We start from the raw sequence: 16,777 nt of genomic DNA, 5'->3' as shown, positions 1-16,777 counted from the left end.
CTCCCCCGCAACAACCATCCATCGAGGAGTTTCACATGAGCAACGTTCCTTACTCGCGTCTGAACAAAGACGATGCCGTTGTGCTGTTGGTCGACCACCAGACCGGTCTGATCTCGCTGGTGCAGGATTTCAGCCCGAACGAGTTCAAGAACAACGTCCTGGCACTGGGTGACATCGCCAAGTTCTTCAACCTGCCGACCATCCTTACCACCAGTTTCGACAGCGGCCCGAACGGTCCGATCGTGCCGGAACTCAAAGAGCAATTCCCTGACGCGCCGTTCATTGCCCGCCCTGGCCAGATCAACGCCTGGGACAACGCAGACTTCGTCAAAGCCGTCAAGGCCACGGGCCGCAAGCAACTGATCATCGCCGGCGTAGTGACTGACGTGTGCGTGGCGTTCCCGACCCTGTCGGCGATTGCTGAAGGTTTTGAGGTGTTCGTGGTCACCGATTCTTCCGGCACCTTCAACACCACTGTGCAACAAGCGGCGTGGGCGCGGATGTCGGCCGCCGGTGCGCATCTGATGAACTGGTTCGCGGTGGCCTGCGAGCTGCAAGTCGACTGGCGCAATGACATGGAAGGTCTGGCGAACCTGCTGTCGCAGCGCCTGCCGAACTATCGCAATCTGATCAATAGCTATACCAAGTTCACTGCCAAGTAATCCGCTGAAAAAAATGCCCGCCGATGTGCGGGCATTTTTTTGCTCAACGTTTTTGCAACCACCCCAGAAATCCACCTTTTCTGACCGGCACAGGCTTGGCCATCAACGCCAACCGACTGTTCTGTTGCCGTACCGCCTGCAGCTTGTTCAACGCCTGGCCCACTTCGCTGCGCTGCTCCATGCACTGGCGAGTCAGGTTCTTGTCGAGACGGTAGATGATGGAGGATGTCAGCGCGGTGAACGTCGCCTGGGACGGTGTATCGGCAAGGATGCTCTGTTCGCCCATGACTTCGCTCGGCCCCATGCGGCCTGCCTCGGCCAGGCCATTGCCGTCGGACACGCTGGCGCTGACGACACCGGTGGCAATCACAAACAGGCTGTCCGGCACTTCGTCCAGGTCCAGCACCACCTGGCCGGTGGTGTACTGCTGCGGCACCATCGATTCGGCGAGGCGGTCACGTTCTTCATGGCTAAGCGAGCGGAAAATCTTCACTTCATCGAGCAGTGCGCGGGCGCGGCTCGAGGGTTCGATCACACCGTCCGGATGCCGCGAAATGCCCGCCGCTTCAAGGTGCCGATGGGCGAGGTCGAACAGTTGATTGCGCACGTCGCCTTTCTTGCCCAGTTCGGCGATGAAACCGCTGGCCACGTATTCGGACATTTCTTCACCGGCCTCTTTGAGCAGCGCTTTCGGCGCCGGATCGAGCAACAGACTGCTGCTGCCTTGCAGAGTACGCTCGAGGGCATCGAGCACCCGGCGCGGACGGATGTGGTTCGGCACCATGATGCTGATCGACACGCCGTGCAGGTTGGTCGGGCGGCTGAGGTTGACGATCTTGGCCTTGGCCGCCACGGAGTTCGGCACCACGGCCAGGGTGCCAGCGCTGGTCAGCAGATGGGTGGCGCTCCAGTCAATATCGAGCACTTTGCCTTCGACGCCGTCGATCATCACGAAATCGTCCACCTGATAGGGCTTGGTGGTGTTGAGCACGATGCCGGAGAACACGTCGCTCAACGTACTCTGCAACGCCAGACCGACCACGATAGCGACCACCCCGGAGGTCGCGAGCAGGCCTTTGACCGGCAGCTCCAGCACATACCCGGCGGCAGCGACAATGGCGGCCAGGAACACCAGCGCACCGATCACGTCCTGCAACAACCGACCGCTGTGACCGATGCGGCGCATCAGGGCCAGACCGATCACTTCGGTCAGCACCCGCGCGGCGTACAGCCACCAGAGAATCCCCAGTGCCGTGGCGCCCAGTTGCGCAACATGATCATCGGCGAACAACGGCGCCTGCAACGGGCTGACGCCGGCGTTGATGACCAGCGCACTGAACGCCAGAAACAACGCCAGACGCACGCCGACCCGCGGGGCGCGGTGTTTGAACGGGGCGAGGTGCCAGAGCAGAGCGTCGAGCACCAAAAGCAAGGCGCTCCAGGACAGCAGGTGGGTAAACATGAAAGTCATGGAATAGCTCCGCCGGAAAAGAGTGAGTGGCTCGCACCGGATTGTGTGGGAGCGAGCTTGCTCGCGATGGCGGTCTATCAGTCAATAGTGCAGCGGCTGACAGGACGCCATCGCGAGCAGGCTCGCTCCAACAAAAAAGCCCTTCGCCCCACATCGCTGTGGGGGAAGGGCCCTGGCTTAGTTCAGATGGGTCTTGAGCTCAGCCGCCGCTTGTCGCACTGCAGCCTTCACTTCAGGTATCTGACTCAGCGGATTGAGCAGGCCGAAGTCATGAATCATCCCGTTGTAGCGCACCGAGGTCACCGGCACGCCGGCCGCATCGAGGTGGCGGGCGTAGCCTTCGCCTTCGTCACGCAGCACGTCGAATTCGGCGGTCTGCACCAGCGCAGCGGGCAGGCCCTTGAGCTGTTCGGCGCTGGCATTCAGTGGCGAGGCATGGATCTGCGCGCGTTCGACCGGGCTGGTGGTGTAGTTGTCCCAGAACCACTGCATCATGCCTTTGGTCAGGAAGTGGCCTTCGGCAAACTGCTGGTACGAGCCGTTATCGAACCCGGCGTTGGTCACCGGCCACATCAGCAACTGGAAGCGCAGGGCCGGGGTGTTCTGTTCCTTGGCCATCAACGCGACCACCGCCGCCATGTTGCCGCCGACGCTGTTGCCGGCCACCGCCAGACGCTTGCCGTCGACACCGATGTCTTTGCCGTGCTCGGCCACCCATTTCGTAGCGGCGTAGGCCTGGTTGATCGCAGTCGGGTAGTGGGCTTCCGGCGACGGGGTGTAATCGACGTACACGGCTACTGCCCCGGAGCCCACCACCAGATCACGGATCAAGCGTTGGTGGGTCGGGAAGTCGCCCAGTACCCAACCGCCACCGTGGAAGAACATGAACACCGGCAACTCGCCTTTGACCTTGGCCGGACGCACCACTTTCAGGTTGATCGTCTGGCCGTCGACCTTGATCGCCTTGTCGCTGACTTCAACACCGGACAGATCGACCTTCACCGAGGCCTGGGCACCGGTCAGCACCGCGCGGGCGTCTTTCGGGCTCAGTTGTTCCAGCGGTTTGCCACCGCCGGCGGCGAGGGCATCGAGGAACGCCTGGGTGTTGTGTTCGACACCGGGGCTGCCAGCGGCAAAAGCGTTGCCGATGGACAGGGCGAGGAGGGATGCGGTGAGGGTTTTCTTGAGGCTCATGGTCAATTCCTTTTTCAATCGTTTGAGTTTTTTATGCCTTGGGATCGGGCTGCTGTGGCGCTGGGGTTCTGGCCTCAGCAACACCGTGAGCACAGATTAATGAGGTGCCTGAAAGTGAAAAAGCGGCTATAAAGCGTTTAACTGTCAACCAGGAAGTGACAATGAACCCGTTCGAAGACATGCGTATTTTTTGCCAGGTCATGGACTCCGGCAGCTTCACGGCGGCGGCCGATCAGTTGGGCCTGTCCAAGCAGTTCGTCAGCCGCCGGCTGATGCAATTGGAGGAGCGCCTCGGCGTGCGCCTGCTCAACCGCTCGACCCGGCGGCTGGACGTCACGCCCTTGGGGCAGAGTTATTACGAGTCGGCCCTGCGTCTGCTCAGCGAAGTCGAACACGTGGAGCAGGGCATCGCCGGGCAGACCGCCGAGCCACGCGGCACCATTCGCTTGAGCGCGCCGCTGTCGTTCGCAGTGGCGCACTTGGGGTGCCTGCTGCCGGTGTTTTTGCAGCGCTATCGTGACGTCACGGTGGAAGTGGACTTGAGTGATCGTCCGGTGGACTTGCTTGGCGAAGGCTACGACCTGGCATTGCGCATCGGCGTGCTGGAAGACTCGACGCTGATCGCCCGACGCCTCGCCGCCATCCAGCGGGTGTACTGCGCGAGCCCGGCCTACCTGGCCGAGCGCGGTACGCCGGTTCACCCCGAAGACTTGCACAGCCATGACTGCCTGCCTTACGGCCACGGTCGCCAGGTGCAATGGCGGTTCGAAGGACAGGGCAAACCATTGACCGTGAACGTCACCGGAAGGATGCGGGTCAACAACGGAGAATTGCTCAAGGACGCGGCCATCGCCGGTATGGGCATTACTTATTTGCCGACCTTCATTGTCGGCTCGGCCTTGAAGGACGGGCGACTGGTGCCGGTGCTGGACAGCTTCCGCCCCGAGCCGTTGACGTTATCGGCGGTCTATCCGCAGCATCGCCAGGGCTCGCGACCGGTGCAGGCGCTGATCGAGTTCTTGCGTGAACGGCTGGATCGGACCGAGGACGGGCTGTAAATACAGCAGCCTCCGGATGCTTGGCGAAAGAATTTTCTCAGCACAAACTTTTCCAGATTCGCACATCCATACAATCGCTCTGCTACAGCGAAGCCGAAAATAGCCCCTCTCAAACATATCCGGAGAAGTGTTATGGCAACCGCAAAAGCAGCACCAGGTAAAGGTCTGATCAATCCGAGCAACCACGCTCTGATCCTGATCGACTTTCAGTCGCAGATGTCATTTGCGACCAAATCCATCGACGCTGTTTCACTCCGCAATAACGCTGCACTGATCTCCAAGGCAGCGAAGGAGTTTGGCGTTCCTTCCATTCTTACCACCGTCGCCGAAAAAAGCTTTTCGGGCCCGATGTTTGAAGAAATCACCTCGGTTTTTGCCGGTCAGGAACTGATTGACCGCACCAGCATGAACACCTGGGAAGACGAGCGAATTGCCGTCGCCGTGAACAAGATCGGTCGCGACCGAATCGTTCTTGCCGGTCTCTGGACTTCGGTCTGCATTGTCGGCCCTGCAATCTCGGCGCTTGAACAAGGCTTCGAGGTCTACATCATTTGCGATGCGTGCGGTGACGTTTCGGATGAGGCTCATGAGCGCGCTATCGAGCGCATGATTCAAGCCGGTGCGCGTCCGATGACCTCTCTCCAGTACCTCCTTGAACTGCAACGTGACTGGGCTCGCAGCGACACCTATAACGAAACGGTGAAAACCTCTATCGCTCACGGCGGCGCTTATGGTCTTGGTTTGATTTATGCCAAAACCATGTTTAACGCATCGGAAGGTCACTGATCTGAATTGCGCCTCTTCCTTCATAAGGGAAGAGGCGTACTCAGGCGAGCGGTGGGGAGCAATGGAACATGTCCACATCTGATATGAATACGACGACTGCAGCGGACGCGGCGCTGTTTTGGCTACGCATCACCGGTGTACTGATGCTGTTGCTGGTGCACGGATTGCCTAAGCTTTTCAATTTTGAGCACGAACTGACGTTGATCGAAGACCCGTTTGGCATGGGGGCTCGGTTGACTTTGTCTCTGGCAATTTTCGCGGAAGTGTTGTGTCCGATATTCATCGCAGCCGGACTTCTGACGCGCCTTGCGACACTGCCTGTGCTCTTTTTGCTGGTTGTCTCGGTTCTCTGGGTTCATCCCGAGTGGAGCCTGGCCGAGGGCCAGTTCGCCTGGCTGCTGCTGATCATCTTCTCGACGATTCTTGTCGGCGGGTCTGGAAAATTGGCAGTGGGTACGAGTCTGTCGCATCGCTGGCCACTCCTGAGCAAACTGTAAGGAGAGACGGGTGAGTACGATGACCAATGAGCAGCCACCGACAACGTCGGCCTGGCAGCCGCTTCGTCATGGATTGTTTCGCAGTCTGTGGCTCGCCAGCATTGCCTCCAGCATAGGGACGTGGATGCATGAAGTGGGTGCTGGCTGGCTGATGACCTCCTTGTCGGCCAGTCCTTTCATGGTGTCTCTGGTGCAGGTAGCGGGTGCCGCTCCCATGTTCCTTCTAGCGCTACCCGCTGGCGCGTTGGCCGACATCATCGACAAACGGCGTTACCTGTTGGCTGTCCAGACAGGGATGGCCGTCATTGCACTTGCGCTCGCCTTGATCACCTTTGCGAACCTGATGAGCGCGCCGCTTTTACTCCTGTTTACGCTGGCCATGGGGGTTGGAACAGCGCTGACCATGCCAGCATGGTCAGCGTTGACACCCGAGTTGGTTCCAGCGAGTGATCTGCCCGCCGCGATATCGCTTAGTAGTGTGGGGGTTAACGTTGCCCGCGCACTCGGACCGGCCATCGCTGGCATCATCATCAGCCTGGTAGGGCCATGGGCGACATTTGCCGTCAACGCCCTGTCTTTCTTTGGCGTTATCGCGGTGCTCGCCTTGTGGCGTCGTACGCCACAACCGTCCGTATTGCCGGCAGAACGGCTGTTTGGCGCTATCCGTGTGGGTTGGCGCTATGCCCGTAGCTCACGCGAACTGCAGCGAGTCATGGTGCGTGCCCTGGCGTTCTTTCTCGGCGCAAGCGCCGGCATGTCGTTGCTTCCACTGATTGTGCGAGGTGAGTTGAAGGGCAGCGCTGAGCAATTCGGGATCTTGCTCGGTTGCGTCGGGATCGGGGCGGTCGCGGGCGCAATGTTTCTGCCCCTGATTCGTCGTCATATTGCGGTCAATTTGCTGGTGGCATCGGCCAGCCTTATCTATGCGGCAGTCTTGCTGGCTTTGGCATGGGTTCGGGATTTCTATCTGCTTATCCCGGTGATGCTCATCAGTGGTGCTGCCTGGATCGCGGTATTGTCCAGCCTTCAGGTGTCTGCGCAAACATCGGTACCGGCGTGGGTCAGGGCCAGGGCGTTGGCGGTCTACATTCTGACGTTCTTTGGCAGCATGGCCATGGGCGGTGTGGTATGGGGGCTGATCGCCAGCTGGCTTTCGATCTCGATATCGCTGAGTTTTGCCGCCGTCATCATGGTGGCGGGAGTAGCGCTGGGCCGGTGGTTCAAACTGCCCGCGCTGAGCGCAGAAGACCTCGCTCCTTCGCTGCATTGGCCTCAACCGTTGCTGAGTGTCGATGCCGATGGTGAACGTGGGCCAGTCATGATCACGGTCGAGTACGAGATTGACACGGCGCACGCCGATGCCTTCAAAGAGGCCATGGAAGAGGTGCGCAGAATGCGCCAGCGCAATGGTTCTTTTTCCTGGCAATTGATGCAGGACACCGAAAATCCGCAACGGTGGATAGAGCTGTTTTTTGACGAGTCCTGGCACGATCATCTACGCCATCACAGTCGAGTCACTCGCGCCGAGTTGAAAATCGAATCAGCCGCCCGGCGCTTTCAAATCGCTGGAAAGCCTGTACGTATTCGGCACCTGCTCAAAGGCTGAAGGGTTAGTTCCGCGCAGATGCACCGGGCGTTGGGGTGAAACAGGTGTAAACCTATTTCAGGACTAGACACGGTGTCCAATCTCACTGAATGGCTAGCGATCCACCGGCCGGAAAATCTCGCCACACTGGTGGATGGTCTGCGCAAAGCGGGGCTGCCGGAATAAATGGGTTGCGCCAACACATAGGCGGGCCAGGCCCTTCATACCAGGGTATGAGTCGCTAGCACTGAAGTAGGAGTGCCTGGTGCGGGTGTGCGACTTAAAGTGCGTTGTCAGCTGGATGGGTAAAAACGGCCGCTCAGGTCCATCCGTCCAACGCTTCCAACGGCTGTCGCGGCTTTTCTCCCCTGAACGCTAATCTGTCTATTGATGGAGAGGAGCGCGCGCAGATCGTCACCTGTTCACTGAATCCGTGCACGGCATACAGGGTTCTGGAGAAGTCACTCATGTTCACACTCCTGCAGGCTCACCCGCTGATCAGCGCTATCACCCTGATTCTGATTGAACTGGCGCTCTGGCAGTTGATTGGTCCCTCACGGCGTAACCTGCGAATGTGCGTGCGCGTCGGTATTTTTGTGTTGTTCTGCTGGGTCATGCTGTCTGTCGGCATCAGCCCCTTGCAACCCCCCCTCTGGCCGGAGGATCCGGTACTGAACCTGATGGCCACGGTGTTGGGCATCGGCTGGTGGCTGTTTGCGGCCAGAGTACTGACGGTGATCCTGGGCAATGGCCTGATGTCTCGCGCCGGTCGCAACGCCCGGTTGCTCTACGATCTGATGGGGGCGGTGATATTCCTGATCGGCATTATCGGCGCCGCGGCCTATGTCTTGCAGTTGCCGGTCAAGGGCTTGCTGGCGACTTCCGGGGCGATGGCTATCGTGATCGCCCTGGCGGTGCAGAGCACATTGAGCGATTTGTTTTCAGGCATCGTGATCAACACCACCAAGCCTTACCAACTGGGGGACCAGGTTTCCATTGATGCCACCCAGGGCAAAGTGGTCGAGATCGACTGGCGTTCGACGCATCTGATCACGGATATGGGCGCCATTGCGGTGGTGCCCAACTCCGTGGCAGCGAAAGCACGCATTATCAATTTCAGCCGTCCCGGGGACGTACAGGGGGTCAGTGTGACCATTACGGTCCCCAGCAGCGTACGTCCGCGTCGTGTGATCGATGCCCTGGAAAAAACCTTGCGCGGGACTCAGGCGTTGTTACCGGAGTTTTCCACTAAAGTCTCGATAAAGAGTTCCCATCTTGAGTACACCGAGTACGAACTCAAGGGCTATATAGCGTTGGAACAAGACAAGACCGAAGTGTGCAATCTGATGTTCGATCTCGCCCATCGTCATCTCGAAGCCACAGGTGTTTCCTGGGACACCGATCAGGACAGCCAGCCCTGGAACCGTCAACGCCAGTTGCTGGAGGACGTGCGTATTTTCCGCTCACTGAGTAACGATGAGCGTGATCGTCTCGCCGGCGAAATGACTCCGGTGGACTATCAGGCCAATGAGGTGCTCCTGGCTTTCGACGAGGTTGCCGATGGCCTGATGATTATCAGTACCGGGGTGGTTTCGGTCTCGATTCACGACGGTGAAAAACTGCTTGAGGCCATGCGTATCGGGCCGGGGGAGGTTATGGGCGAAGAGGGGGTGCTCGCCGAAAGCCCATCGCGAGGAGAGTTTCGCAGTATCACCAGTGGCCGGTATTTCCGGATTGAAAAAGCGGTGCTCGACAATCAGTTGAAACACCCCGGCGATTTGAAGTCTGCCCTGAGCAACCTTCAGGATCAGCGCCAGGGGATCCGTCAGGCCATCGTCATGCAAAAACCTGCACAGACCAAGAAAAGCGGATTGTTGCACTGGCTGTTGCAAAGACGCTGAAACGGCTTGCTTGAGAAAAAAACGCCCGCCGGAAAACGTGGGCGGGCGCTCGGAAAATGCCCGGCCCAGCAAGGAGAGCGCTGGCCGGGACAGGAATGCCTGACAGGCGTTTTTGCGCGTCAGGCCACCGGGATCAGCGGGTCGGCGGCGGCAAGCGCCGAGGCACGATCAGCAGCGGGCGGATAAATCCACACCGTGTTGATTTGAGTCTTGAATTCCTTTGCCTCGTGCTTGATGAGTTTTACCTGCCGATCCCAACCCTCGGTGAACACCGCGCCCCAAGTGCCCAGGTCGACGCAAGTGACGTACTTGGGTTGGCTGTAAGGAATCGGCTCCACGCCGAGCAGGTCCGCGGCCGCGTTGTTGCCAGCGTAGCGGCCCAGGGAGATGGCATGCTGACAGGACATCACCGCGAAGTTGCCCACCGCGTCGGTCGAGGCATAGGCAACGTCTCCAGCGGCGTACACCGCCGTTTGACTGCGTACCTTCAAGTGCTGATCGACATGCAGCCTGCCTTGATGATCACGCGTACCGTCCACGTGTTCGGTCAAGTGACTGGCACGCAAGCCAACGGTCCAGATCACGGTGTTGGATTCGATGCGCTGACCATTGGCCAGGGTTACGCCATTGGCATCGACCGAGGCGACGGTTGCATTGAGCACCCATTCGATCCCCAGATGCTCTGACGCCTCGGCAATGAAGGGGCTCAGCTCTTTGCCCATGGCGGCGGCAATTTTCGGGCTGCGGTCCACGACGATCACTCGGATATCGGTGTCATTGCCCAGGGCCGCGCGCAGACGCGCAGGCATTTCGGTCGCCGTTTCGATGCCGGTCAGACCGCCACCTGCGACCACTACCGTGTTGCGGGCGACGCTGGCGGGCAAATCCTTCAGCGAGTTGATGTGGTCTTCCAGGCGAGTGGCTTCTTCGATCTGGTCGACATCGAACACATGTTTGGTCATGCCTTCGGCGGCAGGGCGAGTGACATGGCTACCCGTGGCAAGCACCAGCCGGTCATAACTCAACTGACCTTTCTGGCCCAGTGTGTCGCTGTAGCTGACCTGTTGGTTTTTCTCGTCGATGACGTTGGCCGAGCCCCGCACGAATTTCACCCCCACGGCGTCGAACAAGTCGTTCAGGGGCGCCGTCATGGTATGCACGTTGGCCTCGTAAAAGCGTGGGCGGATCCGCAGCTCGGCCTGAGGCGCGAGAACGGTGATATCGACGTCATGACGATTGTGCTTGTCCAGCAAACGGGCAGCGCTCAAGGCGCTCCATACTCCACCGAACCCTGCGCCAATAATCAATATCTGCTTTTTCATTAAGTTGCTCCTGTTTGTGTTCGCTTGGACTTCGGGGGATGTTATCCACGCGCACGGTCTGGAGCACTTCTACATAGGGGCAGTCGAGGCATGACGAAGTATGACGTCTGTATACCAAGGTATTGAATGACGCCTGTTACCGGGTGGGAGGGTGAACTGAAATAGCTGCAGCCATCCGCACCAGATCGGCAAATGAGCGTGCCCCCATTTTTCGCATGGCCTGGCCTCGATGTATCTTGACCGTGATTTCGCTCAAGCCTATTTCCCCGGCTGTCTGTTTGTTCATCAAGCCTGAAACGGCCAACGCCATGACTGTTTGTTCACGGGCTGTCAGTGTCGCGTAGCGCTGACGCAAATGATCGGTCTGACGCTCGGCCTCTCGATGCCGCCGGTCCCGTGCATGGGCGGCGTAAACCGCATCGATCAGGTCTTGTTCACGAAAAGGCTTGGTCAGGAAGTCCACCGCTCCGGCCTTCATTGCTCGCACGGTCATGGCGATATCTCCGTGCCCGGTTATAAACACGATCGGCAGGTTGATGCCGGCCATGGCCAGGTCGTTCTGAAGATCCAGGCCACTGCTGCCTTGCAGCCGCACATCCAGCACCAGGCAACTGGTAGCGTCCGGGCGGTTGTAGTGCAGGAACTCTGCAACTGAATGGAACAGTTCGACCCGCAAACCGAGTGAGCGCAACAGGCTTCCGAGCGATTCGCGTAGTGGCGCGTCATCGTCCACGATGAAGACGAATGGCTCGCTGTCAGTGGTTTGGTCAGTGGGGGAGGCTGCGTTCATTGTTGGCTCGTTTCGCGGGGGACCAGCACCGGTAATGCAAACCGGAAGGCGCTGCCCTTGCCCGTTGCGGCGGTTGCCCAGATACGCCCATTGTGAAAATCGATGATCGATCGGCAGATGGAAAGTCCCAGGCCCAAACCGTTTTCTTTAGTGGTAAAGAACGCTGTGAACACATGAGGAAGGATATCGACAGGTATCCCCGAGCCCTGGTCGGCCACTTCCAGTACGGCCTCGTTGTCTTTTACCCAAGTCCGAATGCAGAGGGTTCGTTCACCGACCTCGACCGCGTCCATTGCATGGCAAGCGTTTAGGATCAGATTGATGATGACTTGTTGCAGCTGCACGCGATCGGCGCTGATCAGGTCAGTGACGGTTGTGAGATCGACTTTCGGAAAGACTTTGCGCTGTGCCAATTCGCATTGGAGCAGGTCCAGCGTCTGTTGAACGATGTCATTGAGCGACTCTTCCTGGCGTAGCGGATCGCATTGGCGAGACAACGCCCGGACCCGATGGGTGATCTCACTCGCCCGGTTGGAACAGGTGATGATCCGCTCGAGTGATTGGCGTACTTCGCCCAGGTCCGGGACCGGGCGATCGAGCCAATGGCGGCAGGCTTCACCACTGCTGATGATCGCCGTGAGGGGTTGACTCACTTCATGGGCGATGGAGGCTGCCAGTTCGCCCAAGGACTTCACGCGTGTGACATGGGCCAATTGGGCCTGGGCGCGGAGCAGCGCTTCTTCGGCGTATTGGCTACGTAGTGCCAGCAAGGTGATTGCTGCTAGCGCGCTCAGGCTGCGTACAAACTCTGTGGTCGATTCCCAGTGTTGATAGCCTCCCTGGTAGAGGAACGTCGCCGTCAGCGACATCATGCACAGCGGGGCGACCACGCTCACTACGTTGATTGAAAACATCAAGGGGCGAGAGGTCCCTTTGCCCAGGTTGTACAGCATCGTGCAGTAGGTACCTTTCAAGAGGGGGGTACGTTCACTGGCAGGCTTTTTCGTTGGCGGTGACATGAACGGCATAAGGGCGATCGATGCAGGCATTTTGCTTGCCAGCCGGACCGAATGCTTTGCCGACGCCTTGGGTTTCCATTGAGTTTTGTTTGGATATTTGTCCAGGAGCCTGTGTCGTTACTGTGTTTTAAATGACGTAAGGCGCTCAGGTTGAGAGGCCGGGGGCGTACCTCACCGAACTAGCGCACACAATAAGGTCTGCGGGGTAGCGCTTAGTGATCCTGGAACGCTTTCAATCCCCGCTGTACTGCGGGCCTGGCTTCGATCGCGTCGAACCAGCGTGATAAGCGCGCAAGTACAGCCCAATCCAGCCGGTCACGAAGTGATGCCGCAATGGTGAAAGCAGAGATGTCTGCCATGGAGAATTGATCTCCGGCCATAAAGTCGTCGGTAAGAAACCGTTCTGCATAAACAAGTTGCTCAATGACGCGCAGATCGATGACTGTGGCCGCATCAATGAATCCCGCTTGGCGCAGGAAAAATGCCGCGTGGCTGGGCCCGATGACGTCCGTTACGAAAAAGAAGTAGCGATCAAACACCCGGTCGCGCTGTGGTCCACTGTGCGCGGGTGCGAGCCGACCGGGAGCTTTTGCATCAGCGAACTGAATGATTGCGTTTGATTGGTTAATGATCAGCGGGGGTGTCGAGGTATGGTCGACCAGGGTCGGGACCTTTCCTGCCGGATTGAGCGCCAGGTACGACAAGTCGCGTTGCTCATTCGCTTGCAAATTCAGTTTCCGCGCGGCGTAGGGGATACCTGCTTCTTCCAAGGCTATTGCAGCCCTCAGACTGTTGCCGGTATGCGCGCCATACAGCTCTATTTTGGGGTTCATCAGGCACTCCCTGGAAACATCGGCATTGAGTGAATACCAATTTAGACGCGGCGTATGCGTATGTCTTCAAGACCAAGCGCATACGCCCCGAATGCTCACCTCTCGAACGCTTGCCGGTTTGCGCGTACGAAGTCAGCCACCGTTTGAGGCGCTTGTCCGGTGATTTCGCCGATAACCCCGTCCTCACCGCTAAAGATTCCTTTCTGGTAATCGAGCGCGACTGCGAGAAAGTGCTGGATCACAAACTCCGGCAGATCGTAGGTCTCCAGATGCTGGCGATACTCTTCCAGGGTCGAAGGGCTGTAGGTGATGGTGCGGCCTGTGATACCGCTGATTTCGTCGGCAATCTCCTGATGGCTCAGCTCGACAGGGCCGTACAGCGGATAGGTCTTCCCGATATGGCCAGACGGCTGTGTGAGAACGGCGGCGATCAGTCGCGCCTGGTCTTCAGCGGCGATGGGCGCATGTCGTCCGCTACCGTATGGCAGCGTGATCTTGTTCTCCTTCACGATCTGATCAAGCACCCACGGAAAGATCAACCACTCGGAAAAGAACGTCGGGCGGATATGGACGGTGGGCACTCCAGACCAGTCGAGTACGCGCTCCGCGATCCAGTGGTCGCGCGCGGCGTGACTCAATGAATCTTCACGAGCGGAAATCTGCGACATTTCCACCACAACCTCGACGCCGGCTCGCCGGGCGGCATCTGCAAAATAGGCAGTCGCCTGAATGTAGCCAGGACGCACGGGATAGCACAGGTAGGCGCCTGTGACCCCTTCCATCGCACGAACGATGTCGTCATGTTCAAGGAGGTCGCCAACAACTATTTCGGCGCCCTCGTTCCGGAGCGCTGCGCTGCGCTCGTCCTCCTGATGCACAAAAGCCCGAACCGCATGACCTGCGCTGAGAAGGTGGCGAATGGTGTAGACGCCAGTTTTTCCAGTAGCGCCGGTGATGAGGTATTTACGTTGCTGCATGGTGAATACTCCAAAGTAAAGGAACACACATTGCTCGCGCCGATATCACGTATCAGGCGTTACCAATTCACGAATGTTGCGCAGTAGTGCCATCTGGCGGCACCGCAGTCAGCTATCGAAAGGCGCGTGATCAATCAGGTCGCACACATTCGGGCAATTGAACCCGTGCACGTGACGACGTCCGACATCAGCGAGCCCGGTGCCAATCGCCGTGTGAGGTTTCTTCCTCGCCACTTCGGCGACCGCTTGGGTAAACGCGGCTTTCATTCCAATACGGGGGTAGAGGGCCAGCGTATCCTCGACCAGCGATGGCGTGATTTCTTCCAGCCGTAATCCCATCACGTCGACATGGGCGCCCATGTAGATCAGGGCGATCTCTGGCTGTTTGCGGTCGGCGATGCCGGCGCTGGAGTGAAGTGCGATCGCATCCCAAACCAGCTCGGCTTTCGATTCCGGGTAACCGTTTTCCACCAGGAAGCGGCTGGCAGCGTCGGCGCCGTCGACCTCAAAACGCTGGTCGGCTGCAAATTCGTACGTCAGACCCAGATCGTGCAGCAGGGCGGCGAGATAGACTGCCTCACGGTCGTATTTCAGGCCTCGCTGCTGACCGAGGAATTCAGCAAACCACCACGTGCGATGCACATGGTGCAGGAGCACTGTCGAGTGAACGCGTTCGACGAGGAAGGAGGCCTTGCGAGCGAGCTCGGAGCCTGGAGCGCTGAAGCCGCCAATAATGACAGGTGTACTCATGTTTGCTTCCGGGGGATGAAGTTGGCTTGCGGTTCATTCTAAATAGGCGTGACTGGCCAAATTGACTATTTTCAGATGATTTGTGCCAATGTGCGTGTCGGGTCAATGCGGGAGATCGCGGTGAGAGTTACGACGAAATCAAATCATTCCTTTATCGGTGTGGCGCAAAAACGAGTGGTGATTCTGGGTTTGCCGCCCGTGGATTCGCTTGATGTGATCGGCCCGGCAGAGGTGTTTGCCTATGCCAACAATCTGTACCGCGGTGACTCTGCTCCCTACGCACTCGAACTCGTTTGTGCGGGTGCCAATGAACACCTGGAGAGCAGCACCGGCATCGCACTTCTGGCGCACAAGACGCTTGAACAGGAGCGTCTTGAAAACAAGGCCATCGACACGTTGATCGTGACGTCGGGCTGGAAAGCCATGGATCAGCTGGATCAGACCGCCATCGAGTGGATCCGCACGCGAGCCAGGACTGTCAGGCGCGTGTGCTCGATCTGTGTCGGGGCGTTCGCCTTGGCCGAATCAGGGCTTCTGGATGGTCGAAAGGCAACCACCCACTGGCGGATGGCACGCAGCCTGGCCGATCGCTATCCCAACGTGCGGGTGGATCCCAACCCGATTTGGATCAAAGACGGCAACCTGTACACCTCGGCAGGCATATCGGCGGGAATCGATCTTGCGCTCGCCTTGGTCAGCGAAGACCTGGGTGACGACATCGCTTTGGAGATCGCGAAAAATCTGGTCCTGTTTCTGCGACGTCCAGGCGGTCAAGCACAGTTCAGCGTCGCACTCCAGTCGCAGCATGCGACAGGTTCGAGCCTGGATGAGTTATGCGTATGGATCAGTGAGCATCTACATACGGAGCTTACGGTCGAGATACTTGCAGACAGGCTCGCCACCAGTGTGAGGACCTTGATTCGCATGTTTCAGCGCGAATTCAAGACAACGCCTGCGAAGTACGTCGAGGACGTCCGGGTCGAAGCGGCCTGTCGGCAAATCGAGCTGGGAAGGCGGTCGATGGAAGAGATTGCGCGCCGGTGCGGCTACCACAGTGTCGATGTGCTCAGAAAAGCCTTCGTGCGACGCATGGGAGTGAGCCCAAAGGAGTACGCACAACGTTTCGCACCCGTTAACGAGCCCGCTTAGGCAGGTGCAATGGTCATGAGCTTTCCGGATCTGCAAATAGCCTTTCAGCGGCACCAGAACTATGCTCCTGATTCAACGTCGCGAGTGCGTGTTCGAACCATCAGCAGGGCCTTCGGTCGCTTGCGACTTGGCGTTCGACGCTGAGTAGTGTCGCATTCGAAACCGAGTGCCCGGTGCCGTCTAGCACAGGAGGCAAAGATGAGTTTCTTCCCCAAAGTAATCGCAGTTGGCGAGATTGATGCGCAAATGCGCGCCAGCGCAGTGGATTACGTCAATCGTGTTAACTGGTTGTTTGAGACCTGGGATCTGGAGGGCATGATCGAGTCCTTCACCCCTGACGCGAAGATCGTCCATTTTCACGGAACGCTGAGCGGCGAGGATGATGTCCGTCACTTCCTTACGGATCACTGAGCGCTTTATCGGCGGTTTGACCTTCAATCGACGTTTTACGCCGAAGGACACTTCAGCCGCCGCAACAAGACCCTTCCTGCCCCAGGCCGCAGGATAAACAAGTCCAGAATCAAGTTCATTCCTGCTTCAGGAATAGAAGAAGCCCCATAGATTTCAATGGGTCGGACGCTAGATGCGAGTCTCGTATCCCGCTCCAAATACAGAAAAACGCCACTCAATGAGTGTAATGCTGTTCATTTAAGCCGTAATGCGATCTGTAGCAGCTGCCGAAGGCTGCGTTCGGCTGCGAAGCAGCCGTAAATTCAGCAATCGCGGTGTGTCAGGTACACCATGGCAGCCGGACTCACGACTGCTTCGCAGCCGAACGCAGCC

Annotated in this window: 16 protein-coding genes; 8 read left to right on the top strand and 8 right to left on the bottom strand. The window is 58.4% G+C overall.

The window, feature by feature from the left end; genetic code table 11:
- Positions 1-35 precede the first annotated feature (35 nt).
- Positions 36-662, top strand: a complete 627-nt coding sequence (gene ycaC / locus AC1DIG_RS27105; RefSeq protein WP_477769769.1) for an isochorismate family cysteine hydrolase YcaC — start codon at positions 36-38, stop codon at positions 660-662.
- Positions 663-705: 43 nt separating this feature from the next.
- Here the strand turns inward: ycaC and AC1DIG_RS27100 are convergent, their stop codons facing one another.
- Together AC1DIG_RS27100 and AC1DIG_RS27095 are read right to left on the bottom strand one after the other, a co-directional pair.
- Entirely contained in the window at positions 706-2,133 is a 1,428-nt protein-coding gene (locus tag AC1DIG_RS27100; protein WP_477769768.1) for a mechanosensitive ion channel domain-containing protein, read from the bottom strand.
- Positions 2,134-2,310: 177 nt separating this feature from the next.
- Positions 2,311-3,327, bottom strand: a complete 1,017-nt coding sequence (locus AC1DIG_RS27095) for an alpha/beta hydrolase (RefSeq protein WP_477769767.1) — start codon at positions 3,325-3,327, stop codon at positions 2,311-2,313.
- A gap of 161 nt (positions 3,328-3,488) precedes the next feature.
- On the opposite strand from AC1DIG_RS27095, the gene AC1DIG_RS27090 reads away from it, so the two are divergent.
- From AC1DIG_RS27090 to AC1DIG_RS27070, 5 genes are all read left to right on the top strand, one after another.
- Positions 3,489-4,385, top strand: coding sequence for a LysR family transcriptional regulator (locus AC1DIG_RS27090; RefSeq protein ID WP_477769766.1), 897 nt, complete (start codon positions 3,489-3,491; stop codon positions 4,383-4,385).
- A gap of 132 nt (positions 4,386-4,517) precedes the next feature.
- Positions 4,518-5,171, top strand: coding sequence for a hydrolase (locus tag AC1DIG_RS27085; RefSeq protein ID WP_019690853.1), 654 nt, complete (start codon positions 4,518-4,520; stop codon positions 5,169-5,171).
- Between the two features lie 68 nt (positions 5,172-5,239).
- Positions 5,240-5,668 carry a DoxX family protein gene (locus AC1DIG_RS27080; RefSeq protein WP_477769765.1) on the top strand — a complete coding sequence of 143 codons (429 nt, stop codon included), beginning with the start codon at positions 5,240-5,242 and terminating at the stop codon, positions 5,666-5,668.
- Between the two features lie 19 nt (positions 5,669-5,687).
- Positions 5,688-7,274 (top strand): MFS transporter, encoded by a 1,587-nt coding sequence (locus AC1DIG_RS27075; RefSeq protein ID WP_477769807.1) that lies wholly within the window; start codon positions 5,688-5,690, stop codon positions 7,272-7,274.
- A gap of 446 nt (positions 7,275-7,720) precedes the next feature.
- Positions 7,721-9,154: a mechanosensitive ion channel domain-containing protein gene (locus tag AC1DIG_RS27070; protein ID WP_477769764.1), complete on the top strand. Its 1,434-nt coding sequence runs from the start codon at positions 7,721-7,723 to the stop codon at positions 9,152-9,154.
- Between the two features lie 119 nt (positions 9,155-9,273).
- Here the strand turns inward: AC1DIG_RS27070 and AC1DIG_RS27065 are convergent, their stop codons facing one another.
- The 6 genes from AC1DIG_RS27065 to AC1DIG_RS27040 all read right to left on the bottom strand — a co-directional run bounded on the left by AC1DIG_RS27065 (position 9,274) and on the right by AC1DIG_RS27040 (position 14,845).
- On the bottom strand, positions 9,274-10,476 hold the full coding sequence (locus AC1DIG_RS27065; protein WP_477769763.1) for an NAD(P)/FAD-dependent oxidoreductase: 1,203 nt from the start codon (positions 10,474-10,476) through the stop codon (positions 9,274-9,276).
- Positions 10,477-10,612: 136 nt separating this feature from the next.
- Complete coding sequence (locus AC1DIG_RS27060; protein WP_477769762.1) at positions 10,613-11,266, bottom strand: response regulator transcription factor; 654 nt, start codon at positions 11,264-11,266, stop codon at positions 10,613-10,615.
- A complete protein-coding gene (locus AC1DIG_RS27055) occupies positions 11,263-12,315 on the bottom strand; it encodes a sensor histidine kinase (RefSeq protein ID WP_477769761.1) in 1,053 nt (350 codons plus the stop codon). Before AC1DIG_RS27055 ends, AC1DIG_RS27060 begins: the two co-directional genes overlap by 4 nt.
- Before the next feature lie 182 nt (positions 12,316-12,497).
- Positions 12,498-13,118, bottom strand: coding sequence for a glutathione S-transferase family protein (locus AC1DIG_RS27050; RefSeq protein ID WP_477769760.1), 621 nt, complete (start codon positions 13,116-13,118; stop codon positions 12,498-12,500).
- A 95-nt stretch (positions 13,119-13,213) separates the two neighbouring features.
- On the bottom strand, positions 13,214-14,095 hold the full coding sequence (locus AC1DIG_RS27045) for an NmrA family NAD(P)-binding protein (protein ID WP_477769759.1): 882 nt from the start codon (positions 14,093-14,095) through the stop codon (positions 13,214-13,216).
- Positions 14,096-14,203: 108 nt separating this feature from the next.
- Positions 14,204-14,845: an HD domain-containing protein gene (locus AC1DIG_RS27040; protein WP_477769758.1), complete on the bottom strand. Its 642-nt coding sequence runs from the start codon at positions 14,843-14,845 to the stop codon at positions 14,204-14,206.
- A gap of 105 nt (positions 14,846-14,950) precedes the next feature.
- Here AC1DIG_RS27040 and AC1DIG_RS27035 point away from each other — a divergent pair, with 105 nt between their 5' ends.
- On the top strand, positions 14,951-15,994 hold the full coding sequence (locus tag AC1DIG_RS27035) for a GlxA family transcriptional regulator (protein ID WP_477769757.1): 1,044 nt from the start codon (positions 14,951-14,953) through the stop codon (positions 15,992-15,994).
- Positions 15,995-16,192: 198 nt separating this feature from the next.
- The gene (locus AC1DIG_RS27030) at positions 16,193-16,405 is read left to right on the top strand and encodes a hypothetical protein (protein WP_477769756.1); all 213 of its coding nucleotides are present in this window, start codon (positions 16,193-16,195) and stop codon (positions 16,403-16,405) included.
- Positions 16,406-16,777: the final 372 nt, after the last annotated feature.

The sequence above is a fragment of the Pseudomonas sp. 05N431 genome (genome assembly GCF_056397005.1).
This window is presented reverse-complemented; position numbering and strand designations above follow the sequence as displayed.

Bases quoted from the DNA above. Each gene is read 5' to 3' on its own strand.
- ycaC (WP_477769769.1), top strand. From the start codon at position 36: ATGAGCAACGTTCCTTACTCGCGTCTGAACAAAGACGATGCCGTTGTG.
- AC1DIG_RS27100 (WP_477769768.1), bottom strand. From the start codon at position 2,133: ATGACTTTCATGTTTACCCACCTGCTGTCCTGGAGCGCCTTGCTTTTG.
- AC1DIG_RS27095 (WP_477769767.1), bottom strand. From the start codon at position 3,327: ATGAGCCTCAAGAAAACCCTCACCGCATCCCTCCTCGCCCTGTCCATC.
- AC1DIG_RS27090 (WP_477769766.1), top strand. From the start codon at position 3,489: ATGAACCCGTTCGAAGACATGCGTATTTTTTGCCAGGTCATGGACTCC.
- AC1DIG_RS27085 (WP_019690853.1), top strand. From the start codon at position 4,518: ATGGCAACCGCAAAAGCAGCACCAGGTAAAGGTCTGATCAATCCGAGC.
- AC1DIG_RS27080 (WP_477769765.1), top strand. From the start codon at position 5,240: ATGTCCACATCTGATATGAATACGACGACTGCAGCGGACGCGGCGCTG.
- AC1DIG_RS27075 (WP_477769807.1), top strand. From the start codon at position 5,688: ATGACCAATGAGCAGCCACCGACAACGTCGGCCTGGCAGCCGCTTCGT.
- AC1DIG_RS27070 (WP_477769764.1), top strand. From the start codon at position 7,721: ATGTTCACACTCCTGCAGGCTCACCCGCTGATCAGCGCTATCACCCTG.
- AC1DIG_RS27065 (WP_477769763.1), bottom strand. From the start codon at position 10,476: ATGAAAAAGCAGATATTGATTATTGGCGCAGGGTTCGGTGGAGTATGG.
- AC1DIG_RS27060 (WP_477769762.1), bottom strand. From the start codon at position 11,266: ATGAACGCAGCCTCCCCCACTGACCAAACCACTGACAGCGAGCCATTC.
- AC1DIG_RS27055 (WP_477769761.1), bottom strand. From the start codon at position 12,315: ATGCCTGCATCGATCGCCCTTATGCCGTTCATGTCACCGCCAACGAAA.
- AC1DIG_RS27050 (WP_477769760.1), bottom strand. From the start codon at position 13,118: ATGAACCCCAAAATAGAGCTGTATGGCGCGCATACCGGCAACAGTCTG.
- AC1DIG_RS27045 (WP_477769759.1), bottom strand. From the start codon at position 14,095: ATGCAGCAACGTAAATACCTCATCACCGGCGCTACTGGAAAAACTGGC.
- AC1DIG_RS27040 (WP_477769758.1), bottom strand. From the start codon at position 14,845: ATGAGTACACCTGTCATTATTGGCGGCTTCAGCGCTCCAGGCTCCGAG.
- AC1DIG_RS27035 (WP_477769757.1), top strand. From the start codon at position 14,951: ATGCGGGAGATCGCGGTGAGAGTTACGACGAAATCAAATCATTCCTTT.
- AC1DIG_RS27030 (WP_477769756.1), top strand. From the start codon at position 16,193: ATGAGTTTCTTCCCCAAAGTAATCGCAGTTGGCGAGATTGATGCGCAA.